At 72.5% G+C, this 23809-nt stretch carries 16 protein-coding genes; 6 read left to right on the forward strand and 10 right to left on the reverse strand.

Annotated elements, in window-relative coordinates; all coding sequences use genetic code 11:
• The first annotated feature begins 605 nt into the window (after positions 1 to 605).
• On the forward strand, positions 606 to 809 hold the full coding sequence (locus ACFYOU_RS12735; protein WP_030069301.1) for a cold-shock protein: 204 nt from the start codon (positions 606 to 608) through the stop codon (positions 807 to 809).
• An 87-nt stretch (positions 810 to 896) separates the two neighbouring features.
• Entirely contained in the window at positions 897 to 2546 is a 1650-nt protein-coding gene (locus tag ACFYOU_RS12740; protein WP_391305252.1) for a DEAD/DEAH box helicase, read from the forward strand.
• Between the two features lie 70 nt (positions 2547 to 2616).
• Here ACFYOU_RS12740 and ACFYOU_RS12745 read toward each other — a convergent pair whose 3' ends face one another.
• The 3 genes from ACFYOU_RS12745 to ACFYOU_RS12755 are packed head-to-tail and all read right to left on the reverse strand — an operon-like array spanning position 2617 to position 10900.
• Positions 2617 to 3540, reverse strand: a complete 924-nt coding sequence (locus tag ACFYOU_RS12745; RefSeq protein ID WP_391305253.1) for a hypothetical protein — start codon at positions 3538 to 3540, stop codon at positions 2617 to 2619.
• A 2-nt stretch (positions 3541 to 3542) separates the two neighbouring features.
• On the reverse strand, positions 3543 to 5303 hold the full coding sequence (locus ACFYOU_RS12750) for a sulfite reductase subunit alpha (protein ID WP_391305790.1): 1761 nt from the start codon (positions 5301 to 5303) through the stop codon (positions 3543 to 3545).
• 5 nt (positions 5304 to 5308) lie between these two features.
• Positions 5309 to 10900, reverse strand: a complete 5592-nt coding sequence (locus ACFYOU_RS12755) for a glutamate synthase-related protein (protein ID WP_391305255.1) — start codon at positions 10898 to 10900, stop codon at positions 5309 to 5311.
• A 268-nt stretch (positions 10901 to 11168) separates the two neighbouring features.
• Here ACFYOU_RS12755 and ACFYOU_RS12760 point away from each other — a divergent pair, with 268 nt between their 5' ends.
• Entirely contained in the window at positions 11169 to 11651 is a 483-nt protein-coding gene (locus tag ACFYOU_RS12760; RefSeq protein WP_391305256.1) for a GNAT family N-acetyltransferase, read from the forward strand.
• Here the strand turns inward: ACFYOU_RS12760 and ACFYOU_RS12765 are convergent.
• On the reverse strand, positions 11578 to 12936 hold the full coding sequence (locus ACFYOU_RS12765) for an MFS transporter (RefSeq protein ID WP_391305258.1): 1359 nt from the start codon (positions 12934 to 12936) through the stop codon (positions 11578 to 11580). The two genes, ACFYOU_RS12760 and ACFYOU_RS12765, sit on opposite strands and share 74 nt — an antisense overlap.
• Before the next feature lie 72 nt (positions 12937 to 13008).
• Here ACFYOU_RS12765 and ACFYOU_RS12770 point away from each other — a divergent pair, with 72 nt between their 5' ends.
• A complete protein-coding gene (locus ACFYOU_RS12770; RefSeq protein ID WP_391305259.1) occupies positions 13009 to 14004 on the forward strand; it encodes a helix-turn-helix domain-containing protein in 996 nt (331 codons plus the stop codon).
• On the opposite strand, the gene ACFYOU_RS12775 is transcribed toward ACFYOU_RS12770, so the two are convergent.
• A complete protein-coding gene (locus ACFYOU_RS12775) occupies positions 14001 to 15047 on the reverse strand; it encodes a helix-turn-helix domain-containing protein (protein WP_391305261.1) in 1047 nt (348 codons plus the stop codon). The two genes, ACFYOU_RS12770 and ACFYOU_RS12775, sit on opposite strands and share 4 nt — an antisense overlap.
• Before the next feature lie 71 nt (positions 15048 to 15118).
• Between ACFYOU_RS12775 and ACFYOU_RS12780 the strand changes: the two genes are divergently transcribed.
• A complete protein-coding gene (locus ACFYOU_RS12780) occupies positions 15119 to 16453 on the forward strand; it encodes an MFS transporter (protein ID WP_391305263.1) in 1335 nt (444 codons plus the stop codon).
• Between the two features lie 72 nt (positions 16454 to 16525).
• Here the strand turns inward: ACFYOU_RS12780 and ACFYOU_RS12785 are convergent, their stop codons facing one another.
• The gene (locus tag ACFYOU_RS12785) at positions 16526 to 17971 is read right to left on the reverse strand and encodes an FG-GAP-like repeat-containing protein (protein WP_391305264.1); all 1446 of its coding nucleotides are present in this window, start codon (positions 17969 to 17971) and stop codon (positions 16526 to 16528) included.
• Between the two features lie 404 nt (positions 17972 to 18375).
• On the opposite strand from ACFYOU_RS12785, the gene ACFYOU_RS12790 reads away from it, so the two are divergent.
• Entirely contained in the window at positions 18376 to 18984 is a 609-nt protein-coding gene (locus ACFYOU_RS12790) for a hypothetical protein (protein ID WP_391305266.1), read from the forward strand.
• 23 nt (positions 18985 to 19007) lie between these two features.
• On the opposite strand, the gene fabV is transcribed toward ACFYOU_RS12790, so the two are convergent.
• The 4 genes from fabV to tap form a co-directional block, all read right to left on the reverse strand.
• Positions 19008 to 20225, reverse strand: coding sequence for an enoyl-[acyl-carrier-protein] reductase FabV (fabV, locus tag ACFYOU_RS12795; RefSeq protein WP_391305268.1), 1218 nt, complete (start codon positions 20223 to 20225; stop codon positions 19008 to 19010).
• Between the two features lie 168 nt (positions 20226 to 20393).
• Positions 20394 to 20567: a hypothetical protein gene (locus tag ACFYOU_RS12800; RefSeq protein ID WP_391305270.1), complete on the reverse strand. Its 174-nt coding sequence runs from the start codon at positions 20565 to 20567 to the stop codon at positions 20394 to 20396.
• 382 nt (positions 20568 to 20949) lie between these two features.
• Positions 20950 to 21507: a telomere-protecting terminal protein Tpg gene (tpg, locus tag ACFYOU_RS12805; protein WP_391305272.1), complete on the reverse strand. Its 558-nt coding sequence runs from the start codon at positions 21505 to 21507 to the stop codon at positions 20950 to 20952.
• 10 nt (positions 21508 to 21517) lie between these two features.
• Complete coding sequence (gene tap / locus ACFYOU_RS12810) at positions 21518 to 23725, reverse strand: telomere-associated protein Tap (RefSeq protein ID WP_391305274.1); 2208 nt, start codon at positions 23723 to 23725, stop codon at positions 21518 to 21520.
• Positions 23726 to 23809: the final 84 nt, after the last annotated feature.

Here is a 23809-nt window from a genome sequence, read left to right on the forward strand (position 1 = left end):
CACCCCGGCCAGGGAGGTCCAGGAGCGGGATCGCCGCTATGCGGACCTCCGTGTCCGCTGTGCGAGCGACAACCTACCGGCTCGGTGACGGGTTGACCACGCTTGAAATGCCCATGGCGAATTGGGATACTGCCGCGCCCCCGGACGCCCACGGGCGCCGCTCCAACAGCGGCCCCACGACCGCTCCATGACGAGCCCACAGGGGGCACCCGCCCCCATGGAGACAGGGGAGCGGCAGCGCTCCCGGGCCGCGGCGACCGACGGGGACGACCGGCAGGCGGTTCCACTGCGACGGCCGACGTGCGGCCCGCCGCGCCGAGCGCCGCCGATCACGCACCGGGAGCACCGGGAGCACCGGGGCGAGGAGGCACCCGGTCGCACCCACCCGACTAGATCCACAGCGCCGAGCCCGGCCCCGCCGGGCCGACACGACACCACGGCCCCAGTGATCCACATCGAGGGGCGAGCTGTGCTAAGCTGCAAGAAGTTGCAGTTGTGGTACCCATGAACCTATGTGCGCCTGACGGGATTGCTTCTCCTCAGGCGCATTATTTGTTTTCCCGGCATTCTCCGGATGGGGCCTCTGCCCGAAAAGGAGAAATATTATGGCACAGGGAACTGTGAAGTGGTTCAACGCCGAAAAGGGCTTCGGCTTCATTGAGCAGGACGGCGGCGGCCCCGACGTCTTCGCCCACTACTCGAACATTGCGACCCAGGGCTTCCGTGAGCTGCAGGAGGGCCAGCGGGTCTCCTTCGACGTCACGCAGGGCCAGAAGGGTCCGCAGGCGGAGAACATCGTCCCCGCCTGATAGCCGGACGCGTATCCACTGACCGGGGTCCGCACCGTCATGGTGCGGACCCCGGTTTGCGCTGTTTTAAGGAAGGCAAATATCCGCATGTCCCGCAGGCCCCAGAAGTCGAATCGGCGCGCCACATCTCCGTCGCCCTCCGCATCGTCGCCCAGGGAATTCCGGCTGCCGGAAAGCACGACCCCCTCACTTCCCGCCGTTGACGACTTCGCTGCTCTGGACATGCCCGCAGGGCTGCTGAAGACCCTCACCGCACAGGGTGTGATCGCCCCCTTCCCCATCCAGGGCGCCACCCTGCCCAACTCACTCGCCGGCCGTGACCTCCTCGGAAGGGGACGTACGGGATCCGGCAAGACCCTCGCGTTCGGTCTGGCCGTCCTGGCCCGCACGACGGGCCTGCGCGCGGAGCCCAGGACCCCCCTGGCCCTGGTGCTGGTGCCGACCCGTGAGCTCGCCCAGCAGGTGACGGAGGCGCTGACCCCGTACGCCACGGCGGTGAACCTCCGACTGACCACCGTGGTCGGTGGGCTGTCCATCACCAAGCAGGCCGCCGTCCTGCGACGGGGCGCCGAAGTGGTCGTGGCCACTCCCGGCCGGCTCAACGACCTCGTGGAGCGCGGTGACTGCGTGCTCGACGAGGTCCGCATCACCGTGCTGGACGAAGCCGACCAGATGACCGACATGGGCTTCCTGCCGCAGATCACCAAGCTGATCCGGCAGGTCAGGTCGGACGGGCAGCGCATGCTGTTCTCCGCCACCCTGGACCGCAACATCGACCGGCTGGTGCGCGGGTTCCTGACCGACCCCGTGGTGCACTCCGTGGACCCGTCCGCCGGAGCGGTGACCACGATGGAGCACCACGTGCTCCACCTCCAGGACGAGACCGACAAGAAGGCCGTCACCACGCGCATCGCGGCCCGCGACGGCCGGGTCATCCTCTTCCTCGACACCAAGCGGTCCGCCGACCGGCTCACCAAGCGGCTCCTGGCCGTCGGGGTCCGCGCCGCGGCGCTCCACGGGGGCCGTTCCCAGCCGCAGCGCAACCGCACCCTGGAACAGTTCAAGAACGGCCAGGTCACGGCACTGGTGGCGACGAACGTCGCGGCGCGTGGCATACACGTCGACGATCTCGACCTGGTCGTGAACGTCGACCCGCCCACCGACCACAAGGACTACCTCCACCGGGGCGGTCGCACCGCACGTGCGGGCGGCTCCGGCAGTGTGGTCACGCTGGTCCTGCCCGAGCAGAAGCGGGACATGACCCGGCTGATGTCGGACGCGGGCATCCGCCCCCAGACGGCCCGCATCAAGTCGAGCGACACGGAACTGGCCACCATCACCGGTGCCCGTGAGCCGTCCGGCGTGGCCGTCACCATCGAGGTCCCCCAGCCCACGGCGCCGAAGGCGTCCGACCGCAAGGCCGGCTCCGGGTCCAGCAGGCGATCGAGCCGACGCCGCCGCAACGCCGGCGAGTCCGCGGGCGCCGCGGCCGCCACCGGCACGCGGGGCCGCAGCGGTGGGGAGCGCCGGACCGCGAACGGTGCCGCCACCGGCGGCGGCACTCCCCCGACCGGCGGGCGTGGTTCCGGCCGCCGTACGGGCACCGCCGGGGCCGCGAACGGTTCCGCGAGTGCGGGTGGGCGTGGTTCCGGCCGCCGGGCCGCCACGGGCAGCGCCGCCGGGAACGCCGGCCGTGGCGCCGAGCGCCGCTCCGGTGGGCGTCGCGCCACCACCTAGCGAGACCAGAGAGGGGGCGGATCGTCCGATGCGGACGATCCGCCCCCTCTTCGTGTTCGCGTGGTGACGTCTAAGCGTCGGGCAGTGACTCTGCGAGGTCTTCCCACGCCGCGTGCACCTGCTCGCCGACGATCCCGAACTGCGTGAGGACCGCGACGCAGCGCCCTTCCTCGTCATCGAGTTCGATCGCCGAGGTCGGTCCGTGCGCCGCCGTGGAGCGGACGAGGTGGCCCGCCCGGACGGCCCCGAGTTCGATCTCCACCGAGCTCTCCGCGACCGCCGCGAACACCTGACCGCCGATGGTCTGCTCGGTGACGTGCACCCGGCCGCTGCACGCCTGCATGGCCGCCGGGGCGAACACCGCGACGCCGATCGGCAGGCCCGCCGAGCAGACGTGCTCCAGCACCGCCGGTACCACGGCGACGTCGATCGCCCGGTGCTCGCCGCGGTACCGGTCGAACGCCGCGCGCCGGGCCGCACCGCCGTCCATGAGGACCGCGTCGAGCTGCGCGAGCTGGTCGCCGTCCTCCCACGCCGGCACCCGGGGGGTGGTGGGCGGTGCGGTGACCGTGGTGCCCACGCCGGCCGGGCGGGCGAGGCCGACCAGCAGGCGGTCCGCCTCGGAGAGCAGCCGCCCGCGGTGCACGGTGCGGCCCTCCGCGTCGAACAGGTCCAGGGTGACCGTCCCGGTGCCCTCGTCCCGGACGACCGCGGCCGCGACGAGGCCGTCGCCGTCGATACGCAGGGCGATCGAGCCCGGCTGCACGGTGAACGCCTCACCGCGCAGGCTCGGCACCCCGTAGCTGCCGGCCTGGTCGATCCGGGCGACCGGCCCGCCGGTGACCGCCTGGACGTGCTGGAACAGCGTCAGACAGTGCGCCAGCTCCGGCATCCGGGCGTCGATCAGCCGGACGGTGCTGTTCCTCCTGCCGCAGCACTTCTCGAACGCGCACAGCCCGTCGGTGTCCTGCGGCTCCGGATGACCGCCCACCATGCTCAGTACACGTCCCGCACGTAACGCTTCGCCCGGCGCAGGTCCGCCAGGTACTGCGCCGCGTCGTCGTCACCGCGTCCGCGCTGCTCGGCGATGACGCCCAGCAGCGCCGCCTCGACGTCCTTCGCCATGCGGGAGGCGTCGCCGCAGACGTACAGGTACGCGCCGTCCTCCAACCACCCGTACAGCTCGCGCGACTGCTCGCGCATGCGCGTCTGCACGTAGATCTTCTCGGCCTGGTCGCGGGAGAACGCGAGGTCGAGCCGGGTGAGGACACCCTGCTCGCCCAGCTGGGTGAGTTCGTCCTCGTACACGAAGTCGGTCTGTCGGTGCTGGTCACCGAAGAACAGCCAGTTGCGGCCGGTGGCGCCCCGTGCGGCGCGTTCGTGCAGGAAGCCGCGGAACGGCGCGATCCCGGTGCCGGGGCCGATCATGACCATCGGGGCGTCGTCGTCCGTCGGAACGCTGAAGGAGGCGTTCGGCTGGACGTAGACGCCGACGTCCGGGTGCTCCGCGTGGTCGCCGACCCGGTCCGCGAGGAAGGTCGACGCGACGCCCTCGTACCGGCGCTGCCCGGTGCCGTACCGGACGGACGCGATGGTGAGGTGGATGTGGTCCGGGTGGGCGAGCGGACTCGACGAGATCGAGTACTGCCGCGCCTGGAGCGGCCGGAGGAACGGCAGCAACTCGTCGAGGCCCGGTGCCGAGGAGCCGGCGTCGCGCAGCACGTCGAGGACGTCCCGGCCCCAGAGCCAGGAGTCGAGGTCGGACCGGTCGCCGTGGGCGACGACCGCGGCGAGCTCGCTGGACGGCGCCCGCTCGACCAGGTCGGCGACGAGTTCCTTCGACGGGGTGCGGATCTCCCGTCCGGTGCGCAGCACCTCGGCGAGCGGGCGCCCGTCGACCTCCTCGTCACCGCTGGCACCGAGGTGTGCGAGCAGCTCGCCGACGAGCGCGCCGTCGTTCACCGGGACGACGGCGAGCGCGTCGCCGGCCGCGTACGTCATCCCGCTGTCGCCGAGGGCGAGTTCGTAGTGGCGGATCTCCTTCGCGCTGTCCGGCGAGGACAGCAGCCGGTTGACCGCGAGGCGGGACCGGTAGGGGTTGCGCTTGTTCCAGGTCGAGCGGGCGGCGGGAGCCGGGGCTGCGGGGCTCGCCGCGGCGGGCCCGCCCGCCGGCGTCGCGCCGGTCTCGGCGACGAGGCGGTCCAGGACCGCCGCCGTCCACTGTGCGGCCGGCTCCTCGAAGTCGACGTCGCAGTCGACGCGGTCGAGCAGACGGGTCGCGCCGAGCTGCTCCAGACGGGTGTCGATGAGCTTCGCGGCCTGGCAGAACTCGTCGTACCCCCGGTCGCCGAGCCCGAGGACCGCGTACCGCAGACCCTCCAGCTGGGGCGCCCCCTCGGCCTGGAGCGCTTCCCAGAACAGTCCGGCGTTGTCGGGCATCTCGCCCTCGCCGTACGTCGAGGTCACGATGAGCAGGTGGGACATGCCGGCGAGTTGTTCGGGCGTGACCGCGTCGAGTTCGACGGCGGTCCCGCCGAGGCCCCGGGTACGGGCCCCGGCGACGAGCTCGCCGGCGAGGAACTCGGCGCTCCCCGTCTGGGTGCCGAACAGGACGTCGATGGTGGCGGTGGGCGCGTCGCCGGCCGCGGTCTCCCGGCGTCCGGCGGCGGCGATGCCGGCGATGAACCCGGCGAGCCACGCCTCCTGTTCGGCGGAGAACGGCGCGTCGGCCGGGATCAGGGACCCGGTCGGGGACATGAGTGTCACGTGGTCACCGCTTCGGTCGGGGCCTGCGGGAGGTGGCGGACGGCCAGGTCGGCCAGGTCGGTGAGGGCCGCGGTCGCGAGCAGTTCGTCGAACCGGGCGGCCCGGACGCGGCCGGCGTTCTTCCTGTTCTGGTGGAGGATCCAGCCGTAGGTGCCGGGAGCGTCCACGCTCAGGTTGTTGCGCTGGTTCAGTGCCCGCTTGTAGTCGTCGAGGCGCTTGACGGCGATGAGCGTGGCGAGCTCGTCGTCGTCGAACCGCTCCAGCGTGCCGCGCAGGTACTTGACGACGCGCTGCTTGACGAAGAAGTCCTCGGTCAGCACGAGGTTGCGGACGGCCTCGGCGACCCGCGGGTCGTCCGGGCCGCTCGCTCCGGGCACCCGCTTGAGCGCGAGGTCCTGTGCGACGCCGAGCACCGTGTACGAGGACAGCAGCGAGAACATGTCGTCGCCGCCCTGGTCGCCGAGCGCCGGGGCGCGACCGCCGAGCACGGTGCGGCGGTCGCGGTAGTCGACCTTGAACGCACGGAGCTTGTCCGTGGCGATCGACGTCGCGAGCTCGTCGAGGAGCTCGGCCCGGGTGGCCGCGGCGAGGATCTCGGAGGCGTCCTGGTACAGCAGCAGCGCCCTGGGCATCCCGCAGTACAGGTGCTGGCGTTCGGTGTTCCAGTCGTGGAGCAACCGGGCCGCGAGCGGTGAGCCGGTGGCCTCCACGTGCCACTCCAGGAGCAGCCGCACGGCTTCCTCGTGGAAGGCGCCGTGTTCGGTGTCGGTGACCCGGAACACCCGCAGGGAGTCGGCGCTCACCCGGCCCGACAACTCGCCCGAGGGGTCGTACTGGTAGAGGAAACCGCCGCTCATGCCGTTGCCGAGGCCCTTGCCGAAGCCGCCGAGGTTGAGCACGGTGCCGCCGGTCATGTACTCGCAGCCGAAGTCTCCGAGGCCCTCCACGACCGCGGTGGCGCCGGAGTTCCGCACGGCGAACCGGTCACCGGCCTCGCCCTGCACGAACGTCCGGCCGCCGGTCGCGCCGAACAGCGCGAAGTTCCCGACGAGCACGTTGCCGCCGCGTTCGGTGCTGCCGCCGCCGGGGGCGCGGACGATGATCCGGCCGCCGCTCTGGCTCTTGCCGACGCCGTCGTTCGCGGTGCCGGTGTGCTCCAGGGTGATGCCGTCGTTGCAGAACACGCCGTACGACTGGCCGGCGGAGCCGGTGGTGCGGATGAGGACGGCGCCGTCGACGAGCCGGCGGCGACCGCGGTCGTCGGACACGACCGCGGGGGCACCGGCCAGGTCGGCGGCGTCGAGTTCGTGGTTGAGGAGCCGCTCGACGTCGATGCCGAGTTGCCCGCCGACCGACTTGTCGCTGTTGGCGAGGCGGACGCCCTCGATCAGCGCGGTCGGCTCGCGCCGGTCGAGGAGGGCGGCGCGGACCCGTTCGATGAGGGCGTCGTCGGTGGTGAAGTCCTTCTCCAGGTACTCCGGGTCCGCGATGACCTTCTCGGGGACGCGCGCGAGCAGCCGGCGCACGTCCAGGCGGCCGACGCTCGCGGGGTGGTCGAGCATCTGGAGCAGGTCCGTGCGTCCCCGGGCCTCGCGCAGGGACCGCAGACCCGCGCGGGCGAGGATCTGTCGGACGTCGTGCGCGATGTTGAGCAGGTACTGGGCCAGGGCTCGCGGGTCGCCCTCGAACGCCTCGGGGTTGGTGGTGAGCCCGGCGGGACACTTCACGTTGCAGTTCTTCGCCATGACGCAGCCGAGCATCATCAGCGCGGTCGTGCCGAACTCGAAGCTGTCGGCCCCGAGCAGCGCCGAGGTGACGACGTCGCCACCGGTCTGGTGGGCGCCGGAGCAGCGCAGGACGACCTTCTGCCGGAGCCCGTTGGCGACGAGCGCCTGGTGCACCTCGGCGACGCCTATCTCCGCCGAGCGGCCGGCGTACTTGAGGCTGGTGACGGCGGCGGCGCCGGTGCCGCCGGTGTTGCCGGCGACGTTGATGACGTCCGCGCCGGCCTTGGCGACGCCGACCGCGATGGTGCCGATGCCCTCGGAGGACACGAGCTTCACGATGACCCGTACCCGGGCGGCCTTGCAGTCGTGGATGAGCTGCGCGAGGTCCTCGATGGAGTACGTGTCGTGGTGCGGCGGCGGGGAGATCAGTTCGATGCCCGGGGTCCCGCCGCGTGCGGCGGCGATGTCGACGGTGACCTTCGGTGCGGGGAGCTGACCGCCCTCGCCGGGCTTGGCGCCCTGGCCGATCTTGATTTCGAGCTCTTCGAGCATCGGGTCGGCGAGGTATCCGGCCCAGATGCCGAACCGGCCGGAGGCGAACTGCTTGATCCGGGAGCCGCGGATGGTGCCGTACCGGGAGTGGTGCTCGCCGCCCTCGCCGCTGTTGGACATGCCGCCGACCATGTTGGTGCCGTGTGCGACGGCCTCGTGCGCGGTCGCCACGAGCGCGCCGTGGCTCATCGCGCCGGAGGCCAGCGCACGGGTGATCTCGTGCGCGGGCTGCACCTCGTCGAGCGGCAGGCTGTCGGGGGCGTTCTCGACGAGGGAGAGCAGCTGTGCGGCGGTGCCGACGGCGGCGACGAGGACACCGTCCGGGCCGGCGTCGAGCGTCTCGACCTCGCCCGGGTGCGCGAGCGCAAGCCCGTCGGCGAGGGCGGCGTGCCGCTGGGCGTCGTCGGGACCCGTGGACGTGAGGCGCAGCCGGGCGGTCACCGTGCCGTCCTGCCGCTCGATGGCCTCGTCCGTGGCCTCGTCCGCGTCCGTGGTCGTGGGCAGGTCCAGCGACACGACCACACCGCGGACCGTGACGCTCTCGTTGCCGGTCGTGGAGAACCGGCCGAGTTCACGGGCGAAGTCCTCCGGGGTGCGCAGTCCGGTGACGTCCGCGGGCAGCGCGAGCACGTCGCGGAGCGCGGCCGGGCGGCGCGAGCGCTCCTCGTGCGTGGTCCGCAGGAAGGAGCGGTACCCGGGGGTGATCCGGAACGCGTCGATCTCGGCGTCGCTGAGCGCGTCGTACCCGGTGTTCTGGTAGGCGGCTTCGGTGATGCCGAACGCGTCGTCGAGTTGGCCGAGGGTGAGCAGGCGCAGCGCGTCCGGGTCGTCCTGCCGGCCGAACTTCGGCGGCTCCTCGGTCATGCCGCCGAAGCCGCGTACGGCCGTGACGCCGAACGAGTGGCCGGCGCCGTCCGAGCGCTCCTTGAACAGGCCGAGCAGCGGGATCTGCTGATCGGTCTGCACCGTGCGGGCCCGCTCGTGCCAGTCGGTGGCGGTCTGCGCGATGCGGGCGAACCCGACGCCGCCGACCGGGGCCTCCATGTGCGGGAAGATCCGGGCGAACACGTCGTCGCGGGTGTCGAGGTAGTTCGGCTCGAAGAACTCGCCGCCGACGTAGCTCTCGGCGGTGCACAGGCCGACACGGCCCATGGTCTTGGCGAGGGACTTCTCGGCCGCCTTGCGGAACTTCGCCAGGGCCCGGTCGGTCTCGGTGACCTCGCCCGCGGGGGCCGGTGCGCTGGGGTACTTCTCCTCGGCGCGCAGGCGTGCGCTGAGGCTGTAGACCGCCGAGGCGCCGAAGCCGAGCGCCGTCGCGACGTGGTGCGAGGAGGCCAGCTGGCCGCTCTCCGCCACGATCGAGACGCGCAGGCGCAGCCCGGTGTCGATGAGGTGCTGGTTCACCGCGGCGACGGCGTGGATCACCGGCAGCGGAGCGTGCGTCGACGAGATGGCCCGGTCGCTGAGGACGACGATCCCGCCGCGCTCGGTGGCGAACCGCTCGACGTCCTCGCAGAGCCGTTCCAGTGCGGACCGGAGCGCATCGGCGTTCGCGCCCTCGTCGCCGAGCACCGGGACGTAGAGCATGTCGAAGCGTTCCAGCGGCACGATCCGCTGGTCGCGCAGCCGGACCATGTCGAGGTGTCCGAGCACGGGCGAGGACAGCACGAGCTGCCGGCCGCTCGTGTGCCCGGTGCCGTCGGGCTTCGGGCCGAGCGCGATCCGCATGCTCATGCCGTCGGCTTCGCGGATGCTGTCGAGCGGGGGGTTGGTCACCTGGGCGAAGCGCTGCGAGAAGTACTTCGCCATGCCGCCCTCGGTGTCGCTGAGCGCGTTGATGGCGTTGCCGTACCCCATCGCCGAGATCCGCTCCGACCCGGTGGCGAGCATCGGGTCGAGCATGAAGCGGAAGCTCTCCTGGTTCAGCGAGTACGCCACGTACCGGCCGGGGAGCGTCAGGTCGCCGTCGTACCCGAGCGTCGTGGTGCCGCGCTCGTAGTCGGGTGCCGGCAGGTCGTCGAGGTTCACCCGCGCCGCCGCGAGCAGTTCGGAGTACGGGCGGCGCGCGGCGAGGGCGTCGAGCACCTCACGCGTGCGCATCCGGCGGCCCGTGCGGTGGTCGACGACGAGCATGCCGCCGGCCTCGATGCGGCCCCGGTGCACGACCTCCTCGTCGGGGAAGGTGACCTGGCCGGCCTCCGAGGCGACCATCAGGTACTCGGCGGTCTCCACGGTGCGCAGCGGGCGCAGGCCGAGCCGGTCGAGCCGGGCGCCGATGACGTCGCCGTCGCTGAAGATCACGGCTGCCGGGCCGTCGTTCTTCTCCTCGTAGAGGGAGAAGTGCTCCAGCATGTCCCGGACGGGGACGGGCAGCGTGTGGTCGTTCTCCCACGCGGGCGGCATGAGCGACACGACGGCCTCGACGATGTCCAGGCCGTCGTCGAACACCCGGCTCTGGAGGGTCTGGTCGAGCCGGCTGGAGTCCGACTGCCCCGGCGGGCGCACGATGCTGCGGGTGCGGGCGCGGGCGAGGGCCTCGTCGGACAACCGGTTCTTGCGGTCGGTGTTGAGCTCGCCGTTGTGCGCCATGAGGCGGAACGGCTGGGCCATGGTCGGGTGCGGTTCGGTGTTGGTGGAGAACCGGGTGTGGAAGTACAGCGAGCGGACGGAGTGCCGGGGATCGCAGAGGTCGCGGAAGTACCCGATGACCTCACCGGAGTTGAGGCGTCCCTTGAGCACCTGGGTCCGTGCGCTCAGCGACAGCGGGTACAGCCCGGCGTAGGCGTCCTCGGCGTAGGCGACGGCCTCGACGGCGAGCAGCGCGCGGTTGGCGGCGGTGTCGACCTCGGCGCGGTCCCAGCCCTGGGGTGCGCGGAACACCCACTGCACGATGGGCAGTTGGTACTGGCGGGCGGCCGGTCGGGCGACGCCGTGGTCCACCGGGACGTCACGGACCAGCAGGACGTCGAACCCTTGCTCGGCGATGCTCCGGCCGACGAGCTCCACCGCACCGTCACGGCGGGCGGCGTCGGTCGGGACGAAGCAGTTCGCGACCCCGAAGTGTCCGGCGCGCAGCGCTTCGCCGGTGATCGCGCCGAAGAACTCCACCGACAGGTCGACGCTCACGCCGGCGCCGTCCCCGACGCCTTCGGCGGACTGGCCGCCGCGGTGCGGGATGGCGCGGAGCGCTTCGTCGCCCTTGCGGATGACGTCGTGGCTCGGCTCCCCGTCGAGGCGGGTGAGGAAGCCGACGCCGCAGTCACTGTGTTCGCGGGCAGGGCTGTACAGACCTGGGGTCGAGTGATTCACATGGGTCCTGTCGGCGAGTGTTCCGGCAGCGGACGGCCAGGCTGCGTCGGTGAAGCGCTCGCCGCGGGCGGACCGAAGAGACGGTCGAGCCCCGAATGGTGCGGATGAGAACGGTAAGGCTTGCCTAACCGCCACCGCAAGTGTGTACGCGCCACTTTATCGGGAACGGCGCGCCTGCGGAACCATGACCTGCACGTGTCTCCTCTCACGGCCGCTGGCGTCCCTGCGTGCACTACTGTTTCCGGCCCGGTGCGGCACACTCCCCTGCATGGTGACTCTCCGTACGATCACGAAGGGTGACTGGCCGCTGTGGCAGGAGGTCCGGGTCGCCGCCCTGACCGATGCGCCGCACGCGTTCAAGTCCCGCATCGCCGACTGGCACGGCGGCGCCCGGGAGCAGTGGCGCGCGAGCCTGACCGTCCCCGGTTCCCTCCATGTCGTCGCGCTGCGCGACGGGCTGCCCGTGGGCATGGTCCGGGGCCTCCCCGGGGACGGCGGGACGCGTGCGCTCAGGTCGCTGTGGGTCAGCCCCAGGGCGCGGGGCCAGCGGGTCGGAGACCGACTGATCGGGGAGGTCGTGACCTGGGCCCGGGGGTCGGGCGCCACCACGTTGGAGCTCTCGGTGATCCCCGGGAACGCGCACGCCCTCGCCCTCTACCGGCGCAACGGGTTCGTCCTCACGGAAGCGCTCGGGGAGGTGCTGTCCGACGGCGTGACCCGGGAGCAGGTGATGGCCCGGAGGCTGCGCTGACCCCGTGGACACCGGGGCCGGGGGTGGTCCGCGGTGCACGGGGGATGACGAGACAGAGGAGTGCGGCCGCGGCGCAGCCGGCACCGAGGGCGATCCACACGGGGTCGTAGGTGCCGAAGGCGTCACGAACGGCGCCGCCCAGGACGGCGGCCAGCGCGGCGCCGAGTTGGTGGGCGGCGTTGGTCCAGCCGAAGACGATGGCTCCGTCCTCGCGCCAGTACCGGCGGCACAGGGCGATGACCGGCGGGACGGTCGCGAGGTCGAGCAGCCCGAAGAGGACGACGAAGGCCAGCATCGGCGGGTTGACGGTGGCCGCCATGATCAGCGGCAGGGCGAGGAGGAGCAACCCGCGGAGGGTGAAGAAGACGGCGAGCAGCCGGCGGGCGTCCATGCGGTCGGTGAGCCAGCCGGCGGCGACGGTGCCGACGACGTTGAAGACGCCGATCAGGGCGAGCAGGGTGGACGCGCTGGTGACCGGCATGCCGTGATCGTGCGCGGCGGGGGCGAAGTGGGTCCACATGATGCCGTTGGTGGAGGCGCCGCAGACGGCGAACGCGGCGGCGAGCAGCCAGAACGGGGTGGTGCGCGCGGCGTTCAGCAGGACGGTGAGCGTGCGGCGGGCGGCGCCGGCCACCGGCGGCGGCTTGGGGACGAAGACGTCGCTCCCGTAGGGGCGTTGACCGGTGTCGGCCGGGTGGTCCCGCAGCGCGAGGACGGCCACGGGGGTGAGGGCGAGGGCGGCGAGGGCCAGGGTCACCAACGCGGGTCGCCACCCGTGGTGGTCGACGGTCCAGGACAGGGCGGGCAGGAAGACCATCTGCCCCAGCACGCTGGCGGCGGACAGGACGCCCGTGACCAGCCCGCGGTGTGCGGTGAACCAGCGGTGGGTGACGGTGGCGCCGAACGTCATCGAGAGGGAGCCGGTGCCCAGTCCGACGAGGAGGCCCCAGTACAGGGTGAACTGCCATGCGGTGGTCATCACGGTGGTGAGCAGGGCTCCGGCTGCGATCAGGGCGAGCGCCACCGCGGGGACGATCCGGATGCCGAACCGGTCCATGAGCGCCGCGGCGAAGGGGGCGGTGACCCCGTAGAGGATCATGTTGATCGAGGCGGCGAGGCCGATGGAGCCGCGGGACCAGCCGAAGTCCTCCGTCAGTGGCGCCTGGAGGATGCCGGGCAGGGTGGCGAAGGCGCCGGCGACGACGATCGTCAGGCCGGCGGCGACGGCGACCCACCACGAGCGGTGGCCGACGGTCATGCGCTGGGGTCGGGAGGTGACTCGCATGGGTGGCCATCCTTCTGCGCGCTCACGACACCCACCACTGGCCGGCTGGACGTCGAGTGAAAGAATCTGGCCATGACGGAGACGAAGGCACATCGGGTGGTGGTGCTGGTGCGTCCCGGGCTGCTGCCGATGGAACTCGGGATCGTGCACCGGCTCTTCGGGACGGCGACCGGGCCCGACGGCCGGTCGCTGTACTCGGTGGTGACCTGTGCGACCGCGCCGGGAGAAGTGGCCACCGACACCGACTTCAGCATCAACGTCCCGCACGGCCCGGCGGCCCTGGAGACGGCGGACACCGTCGTCGTGCCGGCGGCCGTCGAGGACTACGGGCCGCAGACCAGGGGGCACCTCGATCCCTCGGTACGGGCGGCTCTGGAAGGCGTTCCGGCACACGCGCGCATCGCCTCGATCTGCACCGGCTCGTTCGTGCTGGCCGCGGCCGGCCGGCTGACCGGTCTCCGGGCCACGACGCACTGGAAGTCGTGCGCCCAACTGGCGGCGCTGTACCCGGAGGTGGAGGTCGATCCCGATGTCCTGTACACCGACGACGGGGGCGTGCTGACCTCGGCCGGGGTCGCGGCCGGCATCGACCTGTGCCTCCACATGATCCGCAGCGATCACGGGGCCGAGGTGGCCAACACCGTGGCCCGGGGAACGGTCGTGCCGCCGCACCGTGAGGGCGGCCAGGCGCAGTACGTCGACCGGCCGGTGCAGCAGGAGGACGACTCCGCCACGGCCCCCGCCCGGACCTACGCCCTCCAACGGCTGGACGAGCCGCTCACCCTGGACGAGTTGGCGCGGCACGCGGCGATGAGCGTGCGCACCCTCAACCGCCGGTTCCGTCAGGAGACGGGGGTCACCCCGATGCAGTGGCTCGGCCGGCAACGGCTCGACTACGCACGCCGGCTGCTGGAACGCACCGACGAACCGGTCGACCGCATCGCCGCCCGTGCCGGTTTCGGCACCGGAACGGCGATGCGGCAACACTTCAGGGAGGCCCTCGGCGTGTCACCGCGCGCGTACCGCACCACCTTCCGCGGCACGCCCCGGCGGGAGACGCCGACCTAGACCGCTGCTGCCCGTCCCGGGGTGAACGCCCCGGGAGCCGGAGTGCGGCCGCCCTCACCGGCCTCGTCCACCCGGAAGGCGCGCCGGTAGGCGGCGGGCGTGGTGCGCAGGGCCTCGTGGAAGCGCCGGCGCAGGTTGACGGCCGAGGAGAGGCCGACCCGGTGCGCGATGGTCTCCACCGGCAGGTCGGTCTCCTCCAGCAGCGCCCGGGTGGCGGCGATCCGTCGGGCCAACAGCCAGCGTCCGGGGCTGATGCCCAACTGCTCGGTGAAGCGCCGGGTCAGCGTACGCGTCGAGACCCGGGAACGGACCGCCATCTCGGCGACGCTGATCGGCTGGTCCAGTCGCTCGGCCACCCAGTCGAGGAGCGGTGCCAGCGAGTCGGCGACCGGCCCGGACGTGGGCAGTTCGGCGTACTGCAACTGGCAGCCCTCACGGTGCGGCGGCATCACCATCTGCCGGGCGACCCGCAACGCGTACGCGGCGCCCTGGTCGGCGCTCACCAGGTGGAGGCAGAGGTCCGCGCCGGCCGCCGATCCGGCACTGGTGGCGACGTCACCGTGGTCCACGTAGAGCACGGCGGGGTCGACCCGGACCTGCGGGAACCGGACGGCCAGGTCGTCGGCCAACGCCCAGTGGGTGGCGGCCCGCCGACCGTCCAGCAGCCCGGCGGCGGCGAGCACGAAGGCACCCGAGCAGATGCCGACGACCCGCGCGCCGCGCCGGTGCGCCCGGCGGACCGCCGCGAGCACCGCCGGCGGCACCTCGGTGCCGGACACCGGCTGCCAGCCGGGGACCAGCACCGTGTCCGCGCTTTCCAGTGCGTCCAGCCCCGCCGTGACCAGCAGGTCGTAGCCCGCCCGGGTGCGCACCGGCCCGGGGCGTTCGGTGCAGACCTCGAACGCGTAGCGGGCGGGGATCGTCGGGCCGTGGTCGGCGAACACCTCGGCCGCGCAGGCCAGGAGGAAGGTCGACTGCGGGGGGTGCAGCAGGGCCACCACCCGGTGCAGTGCGGGGGGCTCCGGCAGCGAACGAAGCGTCATGGCGGGAAAGTACCCCATCGTGTCGTCTCGGACACTGGGGCGACCGACGGGGCCGAACCAGTATCGGTGCGGTGACCACCTTGCGCGCTCGAACGTCCCAGACGTCCCGGACCGATCCGCCGACCGCCCCGCCGCCCGTCCGACTCCCTTTGTGGGACCGGCGCTTCACGCTCTTCTTCACCGCCCGCACGATCTCGCTGTTCGGCGACGCGATGATGCCGGTGGCCACCGCGCTCGCCGTCGGCGCGCTGTACGGGATCTCCGGGGTCGGCTTCGTCCTCGGCACCTGGACGGGGACGTTCGTCGTCCTGGTCCTGTTCGGCGGGGTGTTCGCCGACCGGTTCGGCGCCCGCCGGATGATGGTCGGCGCGGACCTCGTCCGCGTGCTCACCCAGGGGGTGTTGGCAGCCGCGTTCTTCGTCGGGACGCCGCCGTTCTGGCTGCTGATGACCATGGCGGCACTGGCTGGTGCGGCCGTCGCGATGTTCCTGCCGGGGACGAACGGCATGGTTCCCCTGGTCGCCGGTGAACCGCAGCGGGCCAACGCCACGCTGAAGGTGGCCGACGCGCTGGCCCATCTGCTCGGCCCGGCCTGCGCGGGGCTCCTGATCGCGCTGACCAGCGCCGGAACCGTGTACGCGATCGACGCCGGCACCTTCGCGCTCAGCGCCCTGTGCCTGGCGCTCATCCGGCTCGCCCCGGCCACGGACACCCAGACCGCCGCCGCCCGCACCGGCAGTTCGCTCCGTCGCGACCTGCGCCAGGGCTGGCAGGAGTTCCGCGCCCGCACCTGGATGTGGGCGGTGATCCTCATCTGGGTGGTCTACGGGGTGCTGCTCTTCGGCCCTCTGGTGCCGCTGAGTTCGGCGCTGATCGGTGACCGGCTCGGACCGAACGCGTACGGGCTGGCCGTCTCCTTCCTGGGCGCCGGCACGGTGCTCGGCGGCCTGTTGGCGCTGCGGCTGAGACCGGCCCGGCCGCTGGCAGCCGGCACGCTGGCGATGGCGCTGTACACGGCGCTGCCGCTCTGCGTGGCGTTCGGCACCGGTCTGCCGGTGCTCCTGGCCGGGCATGCGCTCGGCGGCGGCGCCCTGGCGTTCTGGTCGGTGATGTGGGCGACCAGTGTGCAGACCCACACGCCGCCCGCGGTGCTCAACCGGGTCTCCGCGTACGAGTTGGCCGGTTCGGTGTCCGGCATCGCGCTCGGCCAGATACTGGCCGGCCCCGCCCTCGCGCTCGCCTCCCCGGAGCACCTGCTGCTGGTGTCGGCGGGCGCCGGTCTGGCGGGCGCCGCGGCGCTGTTCGCGGTCCCGGCGATCCGCACGCTGCGCCGCGCCGTGCCGCCGGGCGGCGGCAAGCCGGCAGCACCGGGCGGCGGCGAGCCGGGCGGGCCGCCCGGGAAGTGAGCGCGTCCGCGGCCGGCGCGGACCGCTCCGGACGGCCCCGGCCAGTGGCGGGGGCCGTCCGGGGCGTTCGGCTCAGTCGGCGAAGTTGTTGCCGAGGTGCGGGGAGCCGGCCGTCGAGATGCCGACGCTGGTGACGTAGATGCCGGCGGGTGCGGTCAGCGTGCGGTTGGCGTGGGAGCGCAGGGCGAACACCGCGCCGTTGCCGCCGTCCTCGCCCGGCGCTCCGACGAGCACGTCGCCGCGGCCGTCCCCGTTCAGGTCGTCCACGTGGACGTCCCCGCCGAACGCGTCGCCCGTCTCGTCGTGGTTGGGGACGCCCGCCGTGTTCTGACTGAAGGTGCGGGCGCCCGCCGCGCTGATGCCGGAGCCGCCCGCAGCGCCGTACAGGACGGTGATCGTGCCCTGGTCCTTGCCGCCCGACAGGTCCTCGCCCGGGGCACCGATGACCAGGTCGAGCCGCTTGTCCCCGTTGACGTCACCGAGGTCCACCTCTAGGCCGAAGGCGTCCTGCTTCTCGCTGCCGCCGGGTATCCCGTTGGTGTTCTGGGTGAACGACTGCCGCTGCCCGTGCGCCGGTCCCGAGCGGGTGCCCTTGGCGATCAGCACCCGGCCGCCCAGAGCGGCCCCGGGGATGCCGCTGTCCCACTGGATGCCGAGGACGACGTCCTGGATGCCGTCGTGGTCGGTGTCGCCGACGTCGGTGATGATGCCCGCCGGAAGCTTCTGGGCGCCGGACGTGGTGACTCCGCGCGCCGAACCGGGCAGCCAGTAGTTGGCGTTGTACCCGTGGGGCTCGGCGTACCCGTTGACGATCAGGTCCTCGCGGCCGTCGCCGTTGGCGTCGCCGGAGTGCAGGTTGATGACTCCGTTGCCCCCGCCGTCGTAGATCGCCGGGGTGACGGTGTAACGGCCGGCCGGCTTGGCCGCGCGGTTGAAGCCGCCGCGCAGGACGTCGACGGTGGCGGAGTCACGGGAGCCGATCGCCAGGTCCACCTTGCCGTCGCCGTTGAAGTCGGCCGCTTCCAGGGACCGGCCGAAGCCGTCGTGCTTGGTGGGGCGCGGGTCGGCCACGGTCGAGCCGCCCTTGAGGCCCGAGGCGGAACCCCACAGGATGATGACGGTGCCGCCGTCCTTGTCGCTGCCCAGGTCCTCGCCGAGGGCACCCACGGCGAGGTCGTCGTAACCGTCGTTGTCGAAGTCGCCGTACGCGAGGTCGCCGCCGAAACGGTCCTCCTTCTCGGCGCTGCCGGGGACGCCGCGGGTGTTCTGGCTGATCGCGATCTGACCGCCGCCCGGAGAACCGCCGTAGACGATGACGACCTGCCCCGCGGCCTTGTGGCCCGCGACGGTGGCGGCGCTGGAGGAGACGGCGACGTCCGCGTATCCGTCCCCGTTGAAGTCCACGTCCGAGGCGGCGAGGGGTGCGGCAGCGGCCGGACCGGCCGTGAAGGTGAGCAACCCGCCCGTCAGCGTGGCCGCTAGGGCCGTCGCGAGGGCGAGTCTGGTGCGCTGGTGCATTCGGGGGTCTCCTGCGGTGGGGGACGCCTTCCCGGGCGTCCTGGTCGTACGGCGTAGAGGGGACCCCCGACGAGACATGAGGGTTGTAGGGAAAAGCGAAAAAAGAGGAAAAGGCATGAGAGTTCAAGAACTGGCGGCCGAACAGTCGTGTCCGAACAGCGGCATCCGAACAGCGGAGGTCAGGGCAGCCGGGGGCAGGACAACGGGGGGGGAAGGCAGCGGCCGATCGTGCACCTGACCGGTCACGTGCGGGCCGTCCGCCCCCGGCGACCGGCGGGCTACCGACGGCGGGCCGCCGCCACCACGGCCGGAACCGCGCTTCGGCTGCGACGTGCCGGGACGGCGGGCGAAGATGAGGGAATGACGATCTTTCAGAGGACCATCTTGCGGAGGGGGAAGGGAAGATGAGCCAGCAGGAACAGTGGGGGCAGTGGCGACGCCAGTGCCGCTCGGGAGAAACGATCCGCATGGTGCGTGCCTGGTACCGGCGGGTGGAGTGCCCCACCTGCCGTTCGACCGAGGGTCGCGCCTGCCGCTCCCCCGCCGGCTATCCCACCGAGCACCACCGCGCCAGACGGGACGCGGCCGGGCCGCCTCCGTACGAGGAGTGGACGAAGCAGGGGCTCATCCCGCAGGACGGGCACGTTCCCGCGCCCGCCGTCCTCGACGCGAGCCGCACGGCCCGGAACGAGTTCGGGATAGACGAGTCCCTCGGCGACGCCGTGGCGGTCGTCCGCCACATCCTGGCCGACCGGCTCGGCCTCGCCCTGGGCGACGACGCCACGCTCGATCGGCTCGACGAGGTGGTGCGTGCTCTCGTCCTGGCGCGCGGGCCCGAAGGGAGTGCGGACGTGATCACCGTTCTCGCCTCCCAGGTGGCCACGTTGACCCTCGGCCTCGCGGGGCCCGACGGCGACCCGGAGGGGCTGTTCGCCGCCTCCATCCGCTCGCAGGTCGACCTCGCACGTCGACAGCAACGCACCGAGCGGAGTCCGTACCCCCGGGAGACGTGAACGGTGCGTGGGTCGGACCCGGGTCAGTGGCCGCCGTCGGGCCAGGGGACGTCGGTGGCGACCGGCGCGGTGTAGTCGACGCCCGGCACGGAGAATCCGTACAGCCGTTGGACTTCGGCGCGGAACCACGCGAGGTCGGCCAGGTCGGCGATGGTGTCCGTGGTCGCGGCCGCCCAGCGTTCGGCGACGGCCGCCTGAACCTCTTCCGCGAGCTCCCAGCGGTCCAGGCGGACCCGTCCCTCCTCGTCCAGAGCGAGCGGAGCGGCACCGGTGAGCTGGTCCCACAGGGCGGCGAGTTGGTGGACCGGCGGCACCACGTCCGCTCCCAGGACGCCGCGCAGCAGACCGGTGTACAGGGCGATGCCGGGGATGGCGGTGGAGGACTGGGTGACGGCGGCGCCGTTGACGGAGGTCACGGCCCTCCCGCCCACGGTCTTGTCGAGCCGCTCGTTCAAGGTGCGGGCGGTGGCCTCCAGTTGGGCCTTGGCGGCGCCGATGGTGCCCTGCCGGTAGATCGCCGCCGTCAGCGGCGATCCGATGTACGACAGCGCGGCGGTGGTGAAGCCGTCGCCGAGCAGGCCCCGACCGTCCAGGTGGTCGATCCAGCGTTCCCAGTCCGCGCCGCCCATCACGGCGACGGTCTGCTCGACGTCGTCGCCCTCAGCCGGCCCGGTCTCGACCTCGCGGACCTCGGGAACGCCCTGGTCGTCGAAGAGCAGCGTCTTGGTGCGGTTCGCCCGGCCGATCGGCTTGAGGACGGACGCGTACGTGGTGCCGGTGTCGGGGTCGGTGCGCCGGGGCGCGGCCACCGAGTAGATCAGGTGGTCCAGCCTGCCGCCGAACCGCCGCTCGACGAGGTCGGCGACCTGGTCCTTGACCTCGTCGGAGAACGCGTCGCCGTTGACGAAGACCAGGTCCCGCCCGAGGGCCCGGGCGAGGTCCGCGGTCGCGGCGGTGCGGTACCAACCGGCCGTGGCGGTGCGCCGTGCGGTGGGGGCCTTCTCGAAGGACACCATGACTCCGCGGATGCCGGCGCGCTTGAGCCCGGCGAGCGTGGCCGCCAGGCCGTATCCGGCCGAGGAGCCGATGATCAGAGCCACCGGTCCCTCGGCACCCTCCGGCAGACCGACGGGGGCGGGACACGCCTGCCACATGTCGGCGACCGACTGCTCGCAGCCCGCCGGGTGGGCGTCGAGGAAGAGGAAGCCCCGGTTGCGCGGGGTGAGGACACGCTCGCTCACGATGGTCGCCCTTGGTTCGGCGGGGACAGGGACACGGGCGACCGGCGCGGGCCGCCACGTCCTGCCAGTCTGCGACAGGACGGACCCGGGCCGCGGACCTACCGGGGACAACGATCACGAGCCGATCTTGGCGTGTTCCACCACTTCGCGGCACGTCGTCGTAGCGGGTCAAGCGTCCTGGTCCGGGGGCCGGCGGGTGCGTCGCTGGAAGGAGGCGGCCAGGGCGGCGAAGAGGAGGCCGCCGAGCATCCAGTACGGCTCGTAGAGCAGGACGGCGAACCGTTCCCTGGCTTCCAGCGGTTCCTCGCGCCGGCCGGCCAGGAAGCCCGCGAAGACGACCATCCAGAGGCAGGCGGCTGCGCCGACCGCTCGTTGCCAGGCCGCGGCGGGCGGGGTGCGGTCGGCGCGGGTCGCTAATCGACGGTGGGCTTCGGCGAGTTCCGTGCGCATGAGGATCCTCCTCGTGGTGGAGGCGTCAGGCGGAGCGGACCGAGCCGTGACCCTTCGGGCACCGTGGACGAGGTGCCGTCCGACTGGGCAGTCGCGAAGGCGCCCGGCGCCGTGCGGACCGGGCTGGGGGCCCGTCGGGCTCGGGAGGAAGGACTCGTCGAGCGTACTGCGCATGAACGGCGCGCCGGTGCTGTTCCGCGCTCCGCGGGCACGGTCCGAGCGCCCGGACCACCCGACTTCCGGACTCCTCCCGGTCGGACCACAGCTCGGACTCCTACAGGTCGAACTCCACGTGCTCGACGTCGGTGAAGCGGACCTCCTCCAGGCTTCCGGCACGGCGGCCGTGGTCCTGGAAGTACACGTCCTTGAGGGCTTCGGCGGCGATCCCCCGCAACTCCTGGTCGCTGGCGCCGTGCGCCTGGGCGTCGAAGAGACGGGCGGCGTACTGCGGTGGCAGGGCGACGGTCAGGTGTCGCATGCGGTCCTGGTCGGTCGAGCCGATCGGCGCGGTGTAGCCGAGTCGGGCCCGGGTGTCGATGACGATGCCGCTGGTGCTGGCCGCCCTCGCGCGCGCCCTCGCGCGGACCTGCGGCTGCCACCGGGCACGCACCTCGCGTTCCAGACGGGCGGCGAGCTCCTTGCGGGGGGTCTTGATCTGGTCCTTCACGTACCGTTCCACGGTGCGCTGGGACACGCCCAGCAGGCGGGCGACGGCCTTGGTGCCCTTGAGCTGCTTGACCAGGTACCGCATCTGCGTGCCCGCGCCCTTCGGGACCGGGCGGGTGAACGCCTTCTGCACGGCCTGTTCCAGGCGGTCCCCGAACATGCTCATCGCCGTCTACCTACTCTCCGTTGTCCTGGTCGGTGACGGTGCCGTCCTTGATGTACCGGGCGAGGTTGAGCTCCGGCGCGCCGAACTGCTCGCGCACGCCCTCACCCCACAACGTGGTCTGCGTGCCCTCGTGTTTGACCAGGCCGGGATTGACTCCGAGCTTGAATCCCCCCGGCAGCGGTTTGCCGTCCCGGTACGGGAGGAAGTCCAGCGGACCCTCGCCGTTGACCGCGTACACCACGCAGTCGGAGAGCACCGCGATCGGGTACTGCCCGGTGAACGCCGCATGCTTGACGATCTTCCGGTGGAGGTTGACCCGCGTGCGGGAGATCACGGCCGCGCGGACGTCCGGCCGCCAGGTGGGGCGGGACAGGGCCCGCCACGGCTGACCGGGTCGCCAGCCCTCGCCCCGGGGCCGCTCGCGCAGCTTCCCCAGTCCGCCCTTCACCGTCGCCTTGACCGCGGACACCACGATCGCCAGCTCCGGGTCACGGTCGCGGTAGCCCTCCATCGCCGCCAGGAACTCCTCCGGCGCGAGGTCGGCGCGCACTCCGAGGTCCGCCATCGTGGCGAGGTACGCGTCCCGCAGCCGGTTGTACCAGGCGTCCAGGTAGCGACCGTTCTCGTGCCGCACCCACGCCCGGGACGGACGCACCTCGTACCCGAGTTCCACCGCGTAGGCGACGGTCGGAGTCGCGTACCAGGACGGCCCGTCCGGGCGTTCGCCCTTCGGCGTGAACGGGCTGGGCAGCAGGGCGCCGTCGAGTTGTGCCCACTGTGTGCCGACCTTCACGCGGGACAGGTCGACGTGCGACAGGTCCACCAGCCAGCTGCCCGGGAGCTTCGGGTCGAAGTCCGGCTCCTCGACGTGCGTGGGCGCGCCGAGGCCGACGGTCAGCCCGTTGGCTCCTGCCGCGAAGGCCATGTTCACGTCGATGCCGACGAGGTTGCGGTGCAGGCACTCGTCGTCGGTGAGCGGGCGCGCCCAGTCGTACGCCTCCTCGAACAGTTTCTCCCCGGAACCGCGGACGTGGAAGCGGGGCAGGTCCGCCAGCAGCGGGTGCCCGTCGGGGGCCTCGCACGGCGCGGGGTCGACCGGTTCCCTCCCGAGCGAGCCGGGGTTGTGCTCGGAGTGCCGCTTGCCGTTCCCATCGGGGGCGGAGGCGCGGGTCGGCGGGTGGAGCGCGGTCATCAGTTCCAGGCCCGTGACGGCGGTGGAGCCGCGCGGAGTCATCACCCGAGCCGCGTACACGCCGAGGAGCCGGGCCAGTTCGGCCGGTGGCAACTGGCCGGCCCGCCCCCAGTGTCGGGGGTCGAGCGCCTGCCACGAGGGGATGCACAGCTGGACGCACGCACGCTCCGAACCCTGGGCGGCGCGGTAGATCCGTGCCCACGGTCCGAACCCGCGCTTCGTCAGCTTCCACTCCGCGCGCGCCAGCTGCTTGAGGACCTTGTGCCCCTCCGGGAGGCGTCCGGTCAGCCGCTCGTCCTCGGTGAGGGCGGTGGGGAGGCCGTAGCGCTCCAACGCGGCCGTGGTGAGCACGAGCAGCGGGTCGGCGTCCTTGCCCGGCCCCGACAGTCTCGGTTGGCCGAGCCCCGCTTCGCGAAGCGTCCAGTCCACCAGGCCGGCCACCGACTTCGCCGGTACGTCCAGGACCAGGCCGCCGACGCAGTACGCCAGCACCTGTCCGTCGTCGTCGACGTCGACGACGGCGAGCGGACCGTTCTCGAACTTCGGGGAGGTCTGCGTGGTGCCGGGCGCGGGAGGGGTGGCCGGTGCGGGCTCCTTCTTCGGCGGACGGCGAGGCGGATGCCCGGCGGCCCGTGGTGGGGGTGGGGTCGCCGTCGGGGGCGCGGGAGGGGTCCGGGTGGTCCCGTGACCGGTCGTCACCGCGGCTCCGGGGGCCGGGTCCGCGGGCAGCGGCCGTGGCTGCGGTGTCGGGACGGGCGCGGTCTCGGAGGGGGGTGAAGACGGGGCCGGGGGATAGAGTCCGGCGAGTCCTTCGAGAAGACGTGCGTAGGCGTCCCGCTCCGGGGGCCGCGGCTCGGTCTTGCCGGACTCCCAGCCGCTGACCGTGGCCCTGCGCACCTTCAGGGCCTGCGCGATCTCATCGACCGTCAGCCCGTGGGCGCGGCGCAGTCGCCTGCGCTCCTCGGGCGGGGGCAGCGCGGCCCGGGACGCGAGGAGCGCGTCGACCGCGTCGAACAATTCGGACATGGACTACCTCCCGACGGCACCCTATCCCTTGAGGTCCCTTGAGCGGACACATGGCGTACGTTCGGCGTACGCGAGGCGGATGGG

Source organism: Streptomyces sp. NPDC005955 (assembly GCF_042871255.1).
In the GTDB taxonomy this organism is placed as follows: Bacteria; Actinomycetota; Actinomycetes; order Streptomycetales; family Streptomycetaceae; genus Streptomyces.

Bases quoted from the DNA above. Each gene is read 5' to 3' on its own strand.
- tpg (WP_391305272.1), bottom strand. From the start codon at position 21,507: ATGAGCATGTTCGGGGACCGCCTGGAACAGGCCGTGCAGAAGGCGTTC.
- ACFYOU_RS12800 (WP_391305270.1), bottom strand. From the start codon at position 20,567: ATGGTCGTCTTCGCGGGCTTCCTGGCCGGCCGGCGCGAGGAACCGCTG.
- tap (WP_391305274.1), bottom strand. From the start codon at position 23,725: ATGTCCGAATTGTTCGACGCGGTCGACGCGCTCCTCGCGTCCCGGGCC.
- ACFYOU_RS12750 (WP_391305790.1), bottom strand. From the start codon at position 5,303: ATGTCCCCGACCGGGTCCCTGATCCCGGCCGACGCGCCGTTCTCCGCC.
- ACFYOU_RS12735 (WP_030069301.1), top strand. From the start codon at position 606: ATGGCACAGGGAACTGTGAAGTGGTTCAACGCCGAAAAGGGCTTCGGC.
- ACFYOU_RS12745 (WP_391305253.1), bottom strand. From the start codon at position 3,540: ATGGTGGGCGGTCATCCGGAGCCGCAGGACACCGACGGGCTGTGCGCG.
- ACFYOU_RS12760 (WP_391305256.1), top strand. From the start codon at position 11,169: ATGGTGACTCTCCGTACGATCACGAAGGGTGACTGGCCGCTGTGGCAG.
- ACFYOU_RS12775 (WP_391305261.1), bottom strand. From the start codon at position 15,047: ATGACGCTTCGTTCGCTGCCGGAGCCCCCCGCACTGCACCGGGTGGTG.
- ACFYOU_RS12790 (WP_391305266.1), top strand. From the start codon at position 18,376: ATGAGCCAGCAGGAACAGTGGGGGCAGTGGCGACGCCAGTGCCGCTCG.
- ACFYOU_RS12785 (WP_391305264.1), bottom strand. From the start codon at position 17,971: ATGCACCAGCGCACCAGACTCGCCCTCGCGACGGCCCTAGCGGCCACG.
- ACFYOU_RS12770 (WP_391305259.1), top strand. From the start codon at position 13,009: ATGACGGAGACGAAGGCACATCGGGTGGTGGTGCTGGTGCGTCCCGGG.
- ACFYOU_RS12740 (WP_391305252.1), top strand. From the start codon at position 897: ATGTCCCGCAGGCCCCAGAAGTCGAATCGGCGCGCCACATCTCCGTCG.
- ACFYOU_RS12765 (WP_391305258.1), bottom strand. From the start codon at position 12,936: ATGCGAGTCACCTCCCGACCCCAGCGCATGACCGTCGGCCACCGCTCG.